The sequence below is a fragment of the Tenacibaculum tangerinum genome (assembly GCF_029853675.1).
In the GTDB taxonomy this organism is placed as follows: domain Bacteria; phylum Bacteroidota; class Bacteroidia; order Flavobacteriales; family Flavobacteriaceae; genus Polaribacter; species Polaribacter tangerinum_A.
Genome location: NZ_CP122539.1, coordinates 1,809,928 through 1,825,542, shown reverse-complemented (window position 1 = coordinate 1,825,542; position 15,615 = coordinate 1,809,928). Strand labels below are relative to the sequence as shown.

Below are 15,615 nucleotides of genomic sequence, written 5' to 3'. Positions count from 1 at the left end.
ATTAATTACGCTCAAAAATAAGAAAAATAGTATACTTCTTCTTTGTAGTTTGCAAGTATTGTTTATATTTGCACGCACAATTCTAAAAACACGCGGGTGTGGTGGAATTGGTAGACACGCTAGACTTAGGATCTAGTGCCGTAAGGCGTGGGGGTTCGACTCCCTTCACCCGTACTAAAAATAAAACCTTAATTCGTAAAGAATTAAGGTTTTTTACTTTTAGGAACATTACCTGTTTAGAATTCTCTATATTTAGATGAATTGAAATTTTAGTATAACAACAACTTTTAGGAATGATCCGATTGTTTTTCATTACACTTAAAAGTTTAGTGTAACGCTATTTCAGGACGAGACAATATACAAATAAAAAAACCTGAACGAACTTGTTCAGGTTTTTGCGGTGGTGCCTCCAGGAATCGAACCAGGGACACAAGGATTTTCAGTCCTTTGCTCTACCAACTGAGCTAAGGCACCAGTCATTGCTTACAAAGTAACACTTTTAAAATAAAACTCGTAACGATTGCTACGAGTTTTATAGTGGTGCCTCCAGGAATCGAACCAGGGACACAAGGATTTTCAGTCCTTTGCTCTACCAACTGAGCTAAGGCACCAGTTGCTACTTTCGTTAAGCGGATGCAAATATACAATCGTTTTTTAATTATACAAAGTAAAAACTTTAAAAAAATGTACCGTAAATTTGCACGCTCTAAGAAATAAAATATGTACTTAATTATTGATGTTGGTAATACACGGGTAAAAGCAGCTGTTTTTGAAATAGATACTCTTAAAGAAATTGTAGTCTTCGGTAAGCAAGAAATTATTTCTGAGTTAAAAAAAATTACCTCAAAATATTTAATAGAGAACAGCATTGTATCTTCGGTAGCCAGTTTTACAAACAAAGAACAACAAGAAATAAAAGAGCTGTTACAACCACTGTTTTTAAACTCAAAAACCAACATACCTTTTAAAAATAAGTATAAAACACCTAAAACTCTAGGAGTCGACAGAATTGCGTTAGCATCGGCAGCAGTCAAAAAATACCCTCGTAAAAATGTACTCGTAGTAGATGCTGGTACCTGTATTACATACGATTTTATTACAAAAGAGGGGGTATATTTAGGGGGTGCTATTTCTCTAGGAATACAAATGAGATACAAAGCATTGCATACTTTTACCGCAAAATTACCACTGTTAGAACTGGAAGAATTCGAAAAACTTATAGGAAACGATACGAATAGTTCAATACATTCAGGAGTTATCAATGGAGTTTCTAATGAAATAGAGGGGATAATTAAACAATATCAGGAAAAGTATTCAGATTTAACAATAGTTTTAACAGGTGGAGATACATATTTTTTGTCAAAACAATTAAAAAGTGTCATATTTGCCCATCCAAATTTTGTTTTGGAGGGGTTACATACTATTTTGATACACAATTTAGCGAATGATTGAGAGATTTATATTAGGAGTTTTTATATTTACTACAACAGCAATAGTAGCACAAAGAAATAGTGCTTCACCATATTCTTATTTTGGTATTGGTGAAAATTTTGAGGCAGTAACAGTAGAGCAAGCTTCTATGGGAGGGATTGGTGTTGCACTGAAAGATTATAATCATTTAAACTTTACAAACCCCGCATCAAACGCAGATTTAAGAGCTGCGACTTATGCTATAGGAGGTAGCTTCACTCTTTTAACCGTTAAAGAGCAAGAAGCCTCTCAAACAGTAAACTCAACAAGTTTAAGATATGTGTCGCTTGGATTTCCCATAGGGAATAAAGCTGGTTTTACTGTTGGTTTACAACCATTTTCATCGGTAGGGTATTCTTTATTAAATAATGAAAACGATGAAAATGTTACACTGTTTAGAGGAGAAGGAGGGGCCAATAAAATTTACGGAAGCTTTGGTATGTATGTAATAGATGGTCTTTCTTTGGGAGTAGAAGCTGGTTTTATTTTCGGAAATGTAGAAAATAGTATTTTAAACCAAAGAGTCAATGTGGCTCTTGCAACCAAGCACGAAGAAAATTTTGGTGTTAGAGGAGGGCAGTTTAAGTTAGGAGCTCAGTATAAAACAGCACTAAAAAATAATATAAATTTTTATTCAGGAGCGTCATTTACATTAGCTACGGATCTGTCAGCAAAGGGGTCAGAAAAAATGTATTCATTATCGTTTAGTGGTTCTGGACAAGAAATTCCTAGAAGTGAATTGTTCGATAGAAGCATAGATGGAAATATAAACGTACCTTTAAAAGTTGTGTATGGTTTTGGTTTAGGAAAAGAAAATAAATGGTATATCGGGGCAAATCAACAATTTCAAAGTGCTTTAGGAGGCAATAGTGTTTTTATCACAAATGGGGCATCTCACAAATACGATGATTCAAGCAAATTTGCAATAGGAGGATATTATATTCCAAAAATAAACTCAATATCAAGTTATTGGGATAGAGTTACTTATAGAGCAGGTTTGCGTTTTGAAGATACAGGTTTGCTAGTAAAGACTACGAATAATTTTAGTGCAGTAAAAGACTTTGGCATAAATGTTGGATTAGGATTGCCATTACCGAGACAATTATCAAACGTAAATGTAGGATTTGAGTACGGACAAAGAGGAACGACAAACAATAATTTAATAGAAGAAAATTATTTTAATGTAAGATTGAGCTTATCTTTAAATGATCTTAATTGGTTCCAAAAAAGACAGATAGATTAACAAAAACTGAGAACAATGAAAAAAATTACGTATTTACTAGCAGGGTTATTTTTGTTTGTAGCCGTAAATGGAGCAAAAGCGCAAGCAAGTCAAGAGTGTCATATCAAGTACAACCTTTTTAAAGGAGATGCTACCACCAAGAAATATACACAAGCAAAACCTAATTTAGAGTATTTGTTAGATAATTGTGCAACACTATCTATTAATATTTATAAGTATGGGGCAAAAGTTGCTGAAAACCTAAATGACCCAGCTTTAGCTAAAAAAGTATACGAAACAAGGTTGGTGAACTTTCCAGATAAAGATCCAGCAAAAGTTCATAGCGATTATGCAGAGTACTTAATTGAGAATAAGTTAGCTACTGACGATGAGGTTTTTGAAATCTTAAAGAAAGCATATGATATTTCTCCAAAAGATATGGGAGTTAAAAATATTTTTAGATATTTTAAAACAATCGCCGATAAGAATCAAGACACCAATCCTCAAAAAGTTTTTGATACCTATGATGACGTAATGGAATCAGTAGAAGAAAAACTAGAAGATTACAACAAGAAAATAGCGAAGTTGCAAGAAAAAGATTCTCTAGGAACTATTAATTCAAGAGAAAAAAAGAACTTAAGAGCGTATACCATCAACTCGACTTCTTTAGGTCAAATTGAAGGAGGATTAGATGCAATGATTTCTAAGATCGCTACTTGTGAAAGATTAATACCAATCTACTCTAGAGATTTTGAAGAAAAGAAAGCAGATGGCGTTTGGTTAAAAAGAGCCGTATCGAGAATGTATAATAAAGAATGTCAAACAGACCCCTTATTTGAGAAATTAGCAAACGAATATGCTAAAGTTACACAGTCTGCCGATGCTTATAACTTCTTAGCAGGAGTGTTAGCTAAGAACGGAGACAAGAGTGGAGCTGCTGAAATGAGAAAAAAGGCATTCAATTTAGAAACAGACCCTTTCAAAAAGGCGAAGTACAAGTTAAGAGAGGCACAAAGTGCTAGCGGAAGTAGAGCAAGAGCACTAGCGTACGAAGCACTAAAATACAATCCGAATATGGGTAAGGCATACTTATTCATAGCTAGTTTATACCAAAGAAGCGCAAACTCTTGTGGTAGCGATGAGTTCGAAAAAAGAATGGTGTATGCAGCAGCCTTAAACAAAGCGTTGAAAGCACAACAAGTAGATCCAGGATGTGGTGCTAACAGATACATTAGCAGTTATAGAAAAAACTTACCTTCTAAGAAGTTAATATTTCAAAAAGGTGTAGCGTCTGGATCTAGTCATAGAGTTGGATGTTGGATTGGAGAAACTGTTCGTGTACCTTAATCAGATTTAATGCTTACAAAAGCACAACATATATACAATAGCATTGCTACCATTTGTTTGGTGGCAATGTTTTTTTCTTGTACCAACTCTAAAAAAGAGGTGCGAGATTTTTTAGCAGATAAAAATTTACCAGTAGGTTCAGCGGTAAATATTTATCACGTTCACAAAGATTCTGGTAGCATAACCTCTAAAACAAAAGCGGCTGTTTTTTACGATTATTCAAACAGAAAAGAACACCCTTATAGCGAATTTCCCAAAGGAATTGAAATCGTAACAATAGATAAGTTAGGAGTAGATTCTACAACAATTTCTGGTAATTATGCGATAACCTACAACAAAACCAAAGTATCAGAAATAAGAGGCAACGTGGTTATAACTAATCATACAAAACAAACAACGCTAGAAACCAATCAACTCTTTTGGGATCAAAAAGAACATTATTTTTTCACCGAAGACGGTTTCCGATTTACAACACCCGAAAGTGTAATTAATGGTTTTGGATTTGAGTCTAGCGAAGATTTGAGTAAGTGGATAGCCAAAGATATTAATGGTGATATAGAAACAACACAAAACGACATATAATGAATACACTTTGGAAATATTTACAATATGGATATTTAGTCATAGGAATTGTTTTTTTTGTAGAAGGAATATTGAAATGGAATTCTGATAGGCAAGAAGCGTTTATTCTATTCGGATTTGCTATATTTATCATATTAATATTCTTCTTTAAACGACATTTTAGAAGAAAAATAGAGAAAAGAAACCAGCAACGTTAATGCAAACCGAAGTTTTAATTATTCTTACTTCTATTTTATTTTCAGCCTTTTTTTCAGGGATGGAAATAGCCTTTATATCAGCGAACAAACTTCATATAGAATTAGAAAAAAAAGGAGAAGGAATACTTTCGAAAATTCTGACCAAGCTCACCCAAAAATCATCAAAATTTATTACCACCATGTTGGTGGGTAATAATGTAGCATTAGTAATTTACAGTTATTTTATGGGAAAATTACTAATGAGTTGGTTTCAATCTTTTTTGCCCTCCGATTATGCCATTGTTAATTATGTGTTGTCAGATATAAGTTTGCTAACCCAAACACTTATTTCAACCATCATTATATTAGTTACGGCAGAGTTTTTACCCAAAGCAATTTTTAGAATTTATTCCAACGAAATGCTTAAGCTGTTCGCAATACCAGCGTATGTGTTTTATGTTATCTTTTACGGAATTACATGGGTAATTACAAAAATATCAGATTTTTGTTTGCACGTTTTTTTCAGAACCAAAGAAGATGAAATTCAAACGGAATTTAGTAAAGAAGAACTCGGTAACTATATTTCAGAACAATTAGATGCGGGGAACGATGAAGAGGAAGTAGATTCAGAAATACAGATTTTTCAGAATGCTTTGGAGTTTCACAAGGTTAAATCTCGTGAAATTATGGTGCCTCGAACTGAAATTGTAGCAGTAGATTTACACGAAACGGTAAGCAACTTAAAAAGAATGTTTATTAATACAGGCTTATCTAAAATCTTAGTGTATAAAAACTCGTTAGATGATATTTTGGGTTATGTAAATGCTTTTGAACTGTTTAAAAAACCACGTACAATAAAATCAATTTTGCTACCAGTAGAGTTTGTACCAGAATCAATGATTATTAACGATGTGCTTAATAATTTGATAAAAAAACGAAAAAGTATTGCCGTAGTTGTCGACGAGTACGGAGGCACTTCAGGAATCATTACAGTAGAAGATATTGTAGAAGAGCTATTTGGAGAAATAGAAGATGAGCACGACACCCAACAATTATTAGAAGAAAAAGTTAGTGAAACCGAATTTAATTTTTCAGCTCGTTTAGAGGTTGATTACCTAAACGAAGAATACGGTTTAGCAATTCCGAAAGAAGAAGCATACGAAACCCTAGGAGGCTTTATCTTATACCATACAGAAACAATACCACTTCAAGATGAAATTTTACGTATTGAAAACTTTCAAATTAAAATTTTAAAAGTAAGCGCTACTAAAATTGATGATGTTTATTTAAAAGTAATGTATACAGAAGATTAGTAATTATTTTTTAGCTACAGAATCCCTCTAAAAACAGCATAAAAAACATTGCATTATTTGCTGTGAAGTTGTATTTTCGCACACTGTTAATAAAATAAATGACGTATGGCAATTTTATCGAAAATTAGAGAACGTACTATGTTCTTAATTCTTGTAATTGGTTTAGCACTTTTTGCTTTTGTATTAGACCCAACTACAATATCAGACTTTTTTAGTGCAAATAAAGTAAATGAAATAGGAGAAGTAAATGGAGAAGTTATTTCTCGTCAAGAGTTTGCTGAAGCTTTAGATGCTTATAAAGCTCAAACAGGAAATAGAGTCTCTGAAATGCAGGCAGCTAAAACAGTTTGGAATAACTTAATCCGTCAAAAAATATATAAGAAACAATTAGAAGAAGCTGGAATTACCGTAGGAGATGTTGATATATTAAATGCGTTATACGAATCTCCATCAATTCAAGGCGATCCAAGATTTCAAACTTCTGGTATTTTTGATAAAAACAAGTTGAAAGAACACCTAGCGACGATAAAAGAGGAAAACGGAGAAGAATGGAAAGCTTGGCGAAATTATATGGCTTCTTTGCAAAGTAATATTGAAAAAACAACTTACGATAACTTAGTAGCTGCAGGTATAGGAGCTTCTTTAAAAGAAGGAGAAGCGAACTATTTTACTGAAAACACAAAAGTATCAGGTAAATATATATATGTACCTTATACTACAATTGCAGATAGTTTAGTAATCTTAAAGAAAAGCGATGTTGAAAATTACATCAATAATCATCAAGATGCTTTTCAGGTAGAAGCTTCAAGAGATATTAACTTTGTGAAATTCGATATAAAACCTACTGCAGAAGATGAAGCAGCTATCAAAGCAGAGGTGGCAAAATTAATCGAAGATTCAGAGGTTAATAATACAACAGTTAAAGGATTAAAAAGTACAACTGATTATAGTGAGTTTCTAGAAGAAAATGAATCTGATTTAGCTATCGATAACAACTATAAATTTAAAGTACAAGTACCTCAAGTAATTGCCGAAGAAGTTTTTAACGGTAAAGAAGGAGATGTGTTCGGGCCTTATAAAGATGGAGATTACTTTAAGTTATCTAAAATTACCGCAGTAACACAATTACCAGATTCTGCACAAGCAAGTCATATTTTAATTCCTTTTATTGGTTCTGCTAGTGCCGATGAAACAGTAGTGCAAACAGAAGAAGAAGCAAAGAAAACAGCCGATAGCTTGTTAACAGTTGTAAAAGCAAACAAATCTAAGTTTGCAGATTTGGCTAAAGAAATGTCATCAGACAAAGGATCTGCTGAAAATGGAGGATTCTACGATTGGTTTGCTTACAACAGAATGGTGCCTTCATTTAGAGATTTTGTTTTTGAAGGAAAAGAAGGTGACATGGGCGTTGTAAAATCTCAATTCGGATTCCATGTAATTAAAATAGACGGACAAAAGAACTTCCAACCCGTAGTGAAATTAGTAACCTTTGGTCGTAAAATTGAAGCTTCTGAAGAAACAGAAAATACCGTATTTCAAAATGCAGAAACATTTGCCTTAGAGTTAGCCAATGGAAAAGTATTTGAAGAAGCAGTAAAAGAAAAGAACTTAAGTTCTTTACCAGCAGTTGGATTAAAACCCTTAGATGAGAATGTACCAGGGGCAGGAAATGAAAGAGAAATCATTACTTGGGCATTTGATGAAGAAGTGAAAGAGGGAGATTTTAAGCGTTTTGATGTTGAGGGAGGATATGTTGTAGCGACATTAACTTCAAAAACGGCAAAAGGATTGATGTCAGTAGATAAAGCAACTGCAAGAGTACGTCCGATTTTAATCAATGAGCGTAAAGCAAAAATGATTCAAGATAAAATCAGTGGTTCAACATTAGACGAAATCGCTAAATCTGTTAGTCAGTCAGTTAGAACTGCTGCCGATGTAAACTTACAATCTCCAACCATTTCAGGAGTAGGTTTTGAGCCAAAAGTAGTAGGCGCAATGATTAATGCTAAAGAAAATGAAGTAGTGAAGAATGTAGTAGGAGACAAAGGGGTATTTGCTTTTGTGGTTGAAAAGAAAGAATTACCAGCTGCATTGCCTAACTACGATACTTTTAGAAAGCGTATCGCTAACGAAAGAAAGAACAAAACTTTTCAAATGTACGAGGCGGTTAAAAAAGCGTCTGATATTGAAGATAACATGAGTTCTTTCTACGGAATTCAATAAGAAATAACATTATACCAATATAAAAATCCCGAGCTATTGAGTTCGGGATTTTTTGTATTTTAAAATCCAGTTAATATAAAATATTACATTCAATAAACTCAAAAGCACTACTATGTTTTACTCAAAACATGCCTACGTTTTTATAAAAAGACCTTAATATTTTTACAAAAACAGTAAGGTCTTTTCTAACAAACCTCTTACTGCCTTCTCTACAAAAATTTTCGCTTCGTTACCAACCACCCCATTCACTTTATTAGCATCTACAAAAAGGCGTATTTCGGTAGCTTGGGGTATGTTGGTATACCACCACTTTTTCTACAGAGTATCGCTAATACCTAAATCGTTAATAAGCGCTACTATTAGTGCTCCTTTGGCAAGTTTTGTGTTAATACTACCAGTGCCAATTGTTCGTTGTAATCTGGTGGTTAGCTTAAGGTATTGGGGCTTGGTGGTGGTAGGTTGTCATCTAACTTTTTGGCATCTTCAATCTTTTGATGAACCCCCTATCAAAAGAAAATGATAGGGGGTTTTACAAAGTCTTCTTAATTTTTTATCTTATTTTTTCTTCAATAGAAATTGTCTTTTCTGTTATATCTATAAAGAAATGTGTATCAGGTTGAATTCCATTGGTGTAATATCCAAATGTTGTGCTCTTTTTTTGGGGATACACATCTACACGAAAAGTACCATCATAGTTTGGGGTAAGCTCTGTAAACTGAAAATTAAAATTTTTAATTTCATTCTTTTCAATCTTTTTTATTGTTAAAGAATCATACCCATTGGTAATTTTAATACTATCAATTAATTTTGAGGTGTTGTTCTTAACTGAAAAAGAGGTTTTTGCTTGACAAGCATAACATAACAGAATTATTGAAGTGATGTATTTTATATTGTTCATTAATTAGGGTTTTTATCTCTTTTTTTTAAAAAAATACTAAGGAACACTGATAACTCCTAAAAATTGGACTTTATTGTTTTCTTCAAGTACTGTGTAAACTATAGTTTCTTTTTTATTGATTATATAGCTGATTTTATGTCTTTTACTAAAGCCATTAGTATTTGTATCTTCTGAAATAAACACATAATTTTTTTCTTTGGCCCTTTCCATTTGGTTAAAATAATTTTTTAAAAAATCTTTTTTCAGAATTAGGTTACAAGGCTCCTGTAGAAATGGAAATAGAATTAATAATGAAAAACAATAAAAATGTAGCTTAAAAATTAGTACCAAATTTATTGGGTAGTCCATATCTTCTACTCAGGAGTTGATGAATTCGTTGTGATATTTTAATGGTCATATTCATTAAAATGTAGGCTTCCCCTTTTTAGGACACCTTAAAATTCGACAAATAATTATTATTTAACGTGAGTTCGGGATAAAAAAGTTTTTTAATTACACGAAAAAAAGCGAAAAATTTAGTAAATTAAAGTACTGATTTTTAATTGTGTAACTAAATTTTCCACTATGATTTCTGATTTTAAAATTACTGAATTTTTCTGTTTAATTGATGATTTTTGTACCGAAATTAATCAAGTTATTGATAAAAATGCTTTAGAAACCTGTTCAAAGATAGTTAGACGAAGAAAGCCTAAACTCACCCAAAGTGAAATAATCACAATTATGGTGCTTTTCCATTTTAGTGGTTTTAGGTGTTTTAAACACTTTTATATCGAATATGTTAGCAAACACTTGTCAAAAGAATTTCCAGATTTAGTTTCCTATAACCGATTTGTTGAATTGAAAAGGCACTTTCAGAAAACAGATTGTTTTCTGAGATTTAAGAAAAATCGGTATTCGAATTTTACAAATTTAATCCCGATTTTTGATTTTAGTGGCTTTTTTGAGTTTCTTCAAGGTAAAATTTTAGGAAAAAGATCCGACAAGACATACCTCTCTCATTAACCTTATTTTTGGGCTTTAAAATTAGGCTGTTTTTTTGTCTATTTCTCTCGCTTTTCTACGACCAATTTCAAGTGCGTTCCCTGTGTGTATTCCAAAGAAAATCCAAAGAATCTCATTTTTTTTAGTTTTAGCCTTTATCTTTTTTAAATGATAATGTTCTTTATCCTTACCAAAAGACCCTTCTAATCTTGTAGCTCTTTCTTTGGAAATAATAGCTCTAAGTTTCTGTTTTTCTTTGTGGTTTTTAGATTTTTTCCCCTTAGGAATAAAGTCTGTTTGTATAGCTTTAGAACTACAGTATTTTCTGTTTTTATTGGTGGCATAAATTTTATCTGCTCCAGCTATTTTTACTTTCTTTCGAGTTAATCCTTGCACTTTTTGAACCGTTTGTATAAAACGATTTCCCTCGTGAAAAGCATTAAAATTGATGTGTTCTATAAAACTAATCCCGTCTATTTGAACTTTGTTCACTTTTGCTCCAAATTCAACAGGTTTTACTTCTTTTCCCCTGACAATAGGACGAATATAATCCTTATGAATACTCACAATTCTATCCTTTATTTTCTCTCCTGTATCAAAGTGATGCTTTTGTTGCTCGTAAATCTTTTGAATTGTAGTTATTCTCTTATAATATTGTGGGGTAAACTCTAGGTTAGAATGGATTTGTAGTTCTTTTTCAAAATTGATAAACTTCAATAGTAATTTTAATAATGCTCTAGTTAATGAGATTCGTTTTGATTTGGTTTTTCTTCGCATTTTACTAAACCCTTGATACCGTTTCTTCCATTTCAAATACTTACTTCGAATCATTTTAACTCCTAACACTGAGCAGGTTTTTTGTAGTTGTTTATAAAGCCAATGCGCAGACTGCCAAAGTAATTTTTGAATGCTAGGATAAGATAGTTCACTCTCATAACAAGTTGCATCCATAACTATTTGATTGGCGCTCTCTATTTGACCTTTCCAAAAAGAAAAAAGAACTTTTTCAACTGAACTAATCTCTAATTTCTCTGATAATTCACAACGTATTTGACTTACTATTTTATAATTGGTCAAACGTTCAAATCCTAGTTCAATATCACAAAAAAATTGATAATCAAGATTAGAATTTAATTGCTCTATTAATTTCTTATCTGAACAATTAGCGTAATGCTTCAAAAACATTAAACCAAGCCTCCCTTTAGGACTAAAAAGATAGTTTCGCCCTGTTGATTGTTCGTGGATACCAAAAGTATTTACCAAATCATCCCAAGGAATAGCAGCATGGATTTTGCCTAAATCTCCCTCTAAAAAACGTGCATAATGAGCATCATAATTCTCGCTTAGGGGAAAAAATTGAAATACGGTGTTGCATTTCAGAAATTCTTCGTATTTTCATAATTAAGTAATGTGAAAACCCCGTTTTTTGCCTTTTTAGGTGATTTTCGGGGTTTGTTTTGAAGATAAGGTACAACAAATCCCCTGTAAAAACAAGGGATTTCTATTTTATGAAAGTGCCTGAAAAAGCGTTGTTCAGTGCCTATGATACTGTTTCTTCAAATGCACTGTTTAGGTCAATGTACAGGGATCTCCTTTTTAGATTCTACCACTATTAAAGTATGTCATTATAAAAGAGAAAAGCAGAACAAAGTTTTTAAAAACACCGCAAAAAAAGGAAAGGAACCATGGGGTGGTTCTTTGGTTTTAAACTTCATATTATTATTAATGAAAAGGGCGATATCGTTGACTTTTTAATTACGCAAGGTAATATAGATGACAGGCAACCACTTAAAGATAAAGCCTTTCATAATCGTGTGTTCGGAAAAATATTTGCCGACAGAGGGTATGTAGGTAAAGAACTGTTTGAACAGCTTTTTGTAGATGGAATACATTTGGTTACAAAAATTAGAAAGAATATGAAAAATACTCTTATGCATATCTATGATAAAATTATGCTTAGAAAAAGGGCTGTTATTGAAAGTGTGAATGATATTTTGAAAAACGTATGTCAAATAGAGCACACAAGACACAGAAGCTTCGATAACTTTATCTTAAATTTAGTCGCAGGGTTAATCGCTTATTCGTTTTATCCAACTAAACCTAATATCAATATCGATAACTTACAAAGAATAGGATAAACTATCCCGAACTCACGTTATTTAGGTCAGATTTGATGAAGAATTTAAATTCTTCATCAAATCTAGGCATATATTCTTTAGGTGATTTGTTACCTAAAGATTGATGTGGATGCTTAAAGTTGTAATCTTCTCTCCATTGATTACTTATCTTTTGAAGTTGGTAGCTATCATTAAAATAATAAGCATCTAGTATATCTTCTCTAAAGAAGCGATTAAAACGTTCTATATATCCATTTTGCATTGGTTTACCTGGTTGTGTGTATTTAATTTCTATAAAGTTCTTTTTACACCAGTTCATAAATGTTTTTGAGATAAACTCAGGACCATTATCACATCTTACATACCTAGGTGCTCCAATTTCTTCTTTTAAATATTCTAATGTTTCTACAACCGCTCTTGCTGGATAAGAAAGTCCAGCGTTAATGGCTATTGCTTCTCTGTTACAGTCATCGATCACGTTAAAAATACGCACTTTCCTTCCATCAGTAAACGCATCACTCATGAAATCCATACTCCAACACTCATTTAATACATTAGGTACTTCTAAGGGTTGTTTTATACGAGCAACCAAGCGTTTTTTATATTTACGCCTCAAACTAAGTTTCATTTCACGATACACTCGTAAAACACGTTTTCTGTTCCATTTTAGACCTTCACGACGAATCTTGTAATAATATTTCAACGTGAGTTCGGGATAGTTTATCCTATTCTTTGTAAGTTATCGATATTGATATTAGGTTTAGTTGGATAAAACGAATAAGCGATTAACCCTGCGACTAAATTTAAGATAAAATTATCGAAGCTTCTGTGTCTTGTGTGCTCTATTTGACATACGTTTTTCAAAATATCATTCACACTTTCAATAACAGCCCTTTTTCTAAGCATAATTTTATCATAGATATGCATAAGAGTATTTTTCATATTCTTTCTAATTTTTGTAACCAAATGTATTCCATCTACAAAAAGCTGTTCAAACAGTTCTTTACCTACATACCCTCTGTCGGCAAATATTTTTCCGAACACATGATTATGAAAGGCTTTATCTTTAAGTGGTTGTCTGTCATCTATATTACCTTGCGTAATTAAAAAGTCAACGATATCGCCCTTTTCATTGATAATAATATGAAGTTTAAAACCAAAGAACCACCCCATGGTTCCTTTCCCTTTTTTTGCGGTGTTTTTAAAAACTTTGTTCTGCTTTTCTCTTTTATAATGACATACTTTAATAGTGGTAGAATCTAAAAAGGAGATCCCTGTACATTGACCTAAACAGTGCATTTGAAGAAACAGTATCATAGGCACTGAACAACGCTTTTTCAATTCAACAAATCGGTTATAGGAAACTAAATCTGGAAATTCTTTTGACAAGTGTTTGCTAACATATTCGATATAAAAGTGTTTAAAACACCTAAAACCACTAAAATGGAAAAGCACCATAATTGTGATTATTTCACTTTGGGTGAGTTTAGGCTTTCTTCGTCTAACTATCTTTGAACAGGTTTCTAAAGCATTTTTATCAATAACTTGATTAATTTCGGTACAAAAATCATCAATTAAACAGAAAAATTCAGTAATTTTAAAATCAGAAATCATAGTGAAAAATTTAGTTATACAATTAAAAATCAGTACTTTAATTTACTAAATTTTTCGCTTTTTTTCGTGTAATTAAAAAACTTTTTTATCCCGAACTCACGTTAATATAGATGCTATTCACAATGCAGTTGTAGTCTCGGTTTACGATGCTAATAAAGTTGCAGGTCGTGAAGAATTACCAAGCTATTGCCAATACGACTATACTATGGAAATGAGCTTGTGAGGTAAAAGCAGACGAAAATTCGAATCACTAATGCTAAAAAAAGTGTCACATATAAAATCTTGTTACACTTTTTTTTGTCATAATCTTTACAAAAGATAAAAACCAGTAATTCAATTATAGAATTACTGGTTTTTTTGTGACCTCGGCAGGATTCAAACCTGCAACCTCTTGAGCCGTAATCAAGTGCACTATTCAGTTATGCTACGAGGCCGTTTTGCGGGTGCAAATATAAGAATGTTTTTTAAAAAGTAAAGCATAAAAAAATATTTTTTTATGCTTTTTAAATTTATTGGTCTGCTGCAATTTCCTGCTTAAAATTGGCAATAGTAGGTTGTGCCTTTTCAAGGTCTGATTCGTAGATAAATACGTCTACCGAATTCCCCAAAGTTCCAAAACCAGCCAATCTTCCTGCTTCTTTATTATCTTTTACCAAATACGGAATATCAATTTGATCCAGTAGCTGATTCAATCGATTTACAAATATTTGAGATCCCGAGAAAACTTTAATATGCTTGTTCATAATAATACATTTTAATCCAACGAATTTATAGTAACATAAGCACGCCATCCAATAATAGCTAATTGAAATTTTGATGCTTTCGATATATCCAACTCCTTTTTAGTAAAGGAAGGTAGTAGCGCCTTGTTTAGTTTGGCTAAAAACCTAAAAAAACTTTTTTTCATTAATAGTTGATTCTATCTCAAAAATAACGAAAAATATCGTAAATCAGAAAGTAAGACCTCCCTACTTTCTGATAAGTTTGTAGATTCTCTTTTTCTTTTTTCTTTTCCCTCATTTTCTTGGCAAGTTCAGTGCCAATAAACGATTCTAGCAAATTCCCACTGTTCCGTTTTATTTCCCCCTATAAAGTCGAAGGTAACTCTGTCTTTAACTTCTTCTGTTACGCAAATCGCTGTTTGGTAATCTCACTCAACCTGTTCTTAAATAGCAAACCAGTTAAGTGTTTTATTGTTGATAATTGATTTTAGAACATAAAAATTACCCAATAATGATGTATACCATTCCGATACATAGTAGCATGATAGCAAGATTTTGAATTGTTGATTAATAAATAGTTTGTAAAATGGTGATTGCAATTTTTAGTGCGATAGTGGTTAGTTTTAAAATAAGTATAATCATTCGTTTTTAATGTTTTTAATTAGTAAATAATGGTGAATTCTAGAATTGTTTTTTCAATATAGAAGAAAGAAAATATTCCTGCCAAATTTTTGAATACGATTTAATCTATTTGTATATAAAATTGAAGCTTATAAAATTATTTTAGTTATATTTTAAAACATATATTCCTTAATACTTGTTTATAATTAAAACTATAATGAATCGATATATGCATAAATTGTAGTTTTACAAAGGGCGTTTTTTGATAGAGATTTCAAACTAAAGGAAAAGTCATCTTTTTTAAGTGCTGATTTTGGCTTTTTGATTTT

The 15,615-nt window shown here is 32.0% G+C and carries 14 protein-coding genes, 4 tRNA genes and 2 pseudogenes; 10 read left to right on the top strand and 10 right to left on the bottom strand.

Annotated features, from left to right (window positions below):
• Positions 1-92: 92 nt before the first annotated feature.
• A tRNA-Leu gene (locus P8625_RS08005) sits at positions 93-174 on the top strand.
• A gap of 227 nt (positions 175-401) precedes the next feature.
• Here the strand turns inward: P8625_RS08005 and P8625_RS08000 are convergent.
• Together P8625_RS08000 and P8625_RS07995 are read right to left on the bottom strand one after the other, a co-directional pair.
• A tRNA-Phe gene (locus P8625_RS08000) sits at positions 402-474 on the bottom strand.
• A gap of 64 nt (positions 475-538) precedes the next feature.
• Positions 539-611 (bottom strand) — tRNA-Phe (locus tag P8625_RS07995).
• Between the two features lie 109 nt (positions 612-720).
• On the opposite strand from P8625_RS07995, the gene P8625_RS07990 reads away from it, so the two are divergent.
• The 7 genes from P8625_RS07990 to P8625_RS07960 all read left to right on the top strand — a co-directional run bounded on the left by P8625_RS07990 (position 721) and on the right by P8625_RS07960 (position 8,333).
• Positions 721-1,452 carry a type III pantothenate kinase gene (locus tag P8625_RS07990; RefSeq protein ID WP_279649945.1) on the top strand — a complete coding sequence of 244 codons (732 nt, stop codon included), beginning with the start codon at positions 721-723 and terminating at the stop codon, positions 1,450-1,452.
• The gene (locus P8625_RS07985; protein ID WP_279649944.1) at positions 1,445-2,713 is read left to right on the top strand and encodes a hypothetical protein; all 1,269 of its coding nucleotides are present in this window, start codon (positions 1,445-1,447) and stop codon (positions 2,711-2,713) included. The genes P8625_RS07990 and P8625_RS07985 overlap by 8 nt, the downstream gene beginning before the upstream one ends.
• A gap of 15 nt (positions 2,714-2,728) precedes the next feature.
• The gene (locus P8625_RS07980; protein WP_279649943.1) at positions 2,729-4,039 is read left to right on the top strand and encodes a tetratricopeptide repeat protein; all 1,311 of its coding nucleotides are present in this window, start codon (positions 2,729-2,731) and stop codon (positions 4,037-4,039) included.
• Between the two features lie 9 nt (positions 4,040-4,048).
• Positions 4,049-4,621, top strand: coding sequence for an LPS export ABC transporter periplasmic protein LptC (lptC, locus tag P8625_RS07975; RefSeq protein WP_279649942.1), 573 nt, complete (start codon positions 4,049-4,051; stop codon positions 4,619-4,621).
• On the top strand, positions 4,621-4,818 hold the full coding sequence (locus P8625_RS07970; protein ID WP_279649941.1) for a hypothetical protein: 198 nt from the start codon (positions 4,621-4,623) through the stop codon (positions 4,816-4,818). Before lptC ends, P8625_RS07970 begins: the two co-directional genes overlap by 1 nt.
• On the top strand, positions 4,818-6,110 hold the full coding sequence (locus tag P8625_RS07965; protein ID WP_279649940.1) for a hemolysin family protein: 1,293 nt from the start codon (positions 4,818-4,820) through the stop codon (positions 6,108-6,110). The genes P8625_RS07970 and P8625_RS07965 overlap by 1 nt, the downstream gene beginning before the upstream one ends.
• A gap of 105 nt (positions 6,111-6,215) precedes the next feature.
• Positions 6,216-8,333, top strand: a complete 2,118-nt coding sequence (locus P8625_RS07960) for a peptidylprolyl isomerase (protein ID WP_279649939.1) — start codon at positions 6,216-6,218, stop codon at positions 8,331-8,333.
• 550 nt (positions 8,334-8,883) lie between these two features.
• On the opposite strand, the gene P8625_RS07955 is transcribed toward P8625_RS07960, so the two are convergent.
• A complete protein-coding gene (locus P8625_RS07955) occupies positions 8,884-9,231 on the bottom strand; it encodes a hypothetical protein (protein WP_279649938.1) in 348 nt (115 codons plus the stop codon).
• 36 nt (positions 9,232-9,267) lie between these two features.
• The gene (locus tag P8625_RS07950; protein ID WP_279649937.1) at positions 9,268-9,441 is read right to left on the bottom strand and encodes a hypothetical protein; all 174 of its coding nucleotides are present in this window, start codon (positions 9,439-9,441) and stop codon (positions 9,268-9,270) included.
• Positions 9,442-9,795: 354 nt separating this feature from the next.
• Between P8625_RS07950 and P8625_RS16440 the strand changes: the two are divergent.
• Positions 9,796-10,077: pseudogene (locus P8625_RS16440) on the top strand (IS982 family transposase); the annotation flags it as partial.
• Positions 10,078-10,254: 177 nt separating this feature from the next.
• On the opposite strand, the gene P8625_RS07940 reads toward P8625_RS16440, so the two are convergent.
• Positions 10,255-11,475 (bottom strand): transposase, encoded by a 1,221-nt coding sequence (locus P8625_RS07940; protein ID WP_279649935.1) that lies wholly within the window; start codon positions 11,473-11,475, stop codon positions 10,255-10,257.
• Between the two features lie 255 nt (positions 11,476-11,730).
• Here P8625_RS07940 and P8625_RS07935 point away from each other — a divergent pair.
• Positions 11,731-12,350 (top strand): annotated as a pseudogene (locus P8625_RS07935) (IS982 family transposase); the annotation flags it as partial.
• Position 12,351: 1 nt separating this feature from the next.
• Here P8625_RS07935 and P8625_RS07930 read toward each other — a convergent pair.
• From P8625_RS07930 to P8625_RS07910, 5 genes are all read right to left on the bottom strand, one after another.
• The gene (locus P8625_RS07930; RefSeq protein WP_279649934.1) at positions 12,352-13,032 is read right to left on the bottom strand and encodes an IS3 family transposase; all 681 of its coding nucleotides are present in this window, start codon (positions 13,030-13,032) and stop codon (positions 12,352-12,354) included.
• Positions 13,033-13,049: 17 nt separating this feature from the next.
• Complete coding sequence (locus P8625_RS07925; protein WP_279649933.1) at positions 13,050-13,943, bottom strand: IS982 family transposase; 894 nt, start codon at positions 13,941-13,943, stop codon at positions 13,050-13,052.
• A gap of 360 nt (positions 13,944-14,303) precedes the next feature.
• Positions 14,304-14,377 (bottom strand) — tRNA-Arg (locus P8625_RS07920).
• A gap of 75 nt (positions 14,378-14,452) precedes the next feature.
• A complete protein-coding gene (locus P8625_RS07915) occupies positions 14,453-14,686 on the bottom strand; it encodes a putative signal transducing protein (protein ID WP_279649932.1) in 234 nt (77 codons plus the stop codon).
• 11 nt (positions 14,687-14,697) lie between these two features.
• Positions 14,698-14,850, bottom strand: a complete 153-nt coding sequence (locus P8625_RS07910) for an SsrA-binding protein (protein WP_279649931.1) — start codon at positions 14,848-14,850, stop codon at positions 14,698-14,700.
• Positions 14,851-15,615 lie beyond the last annotated feature (765 nt).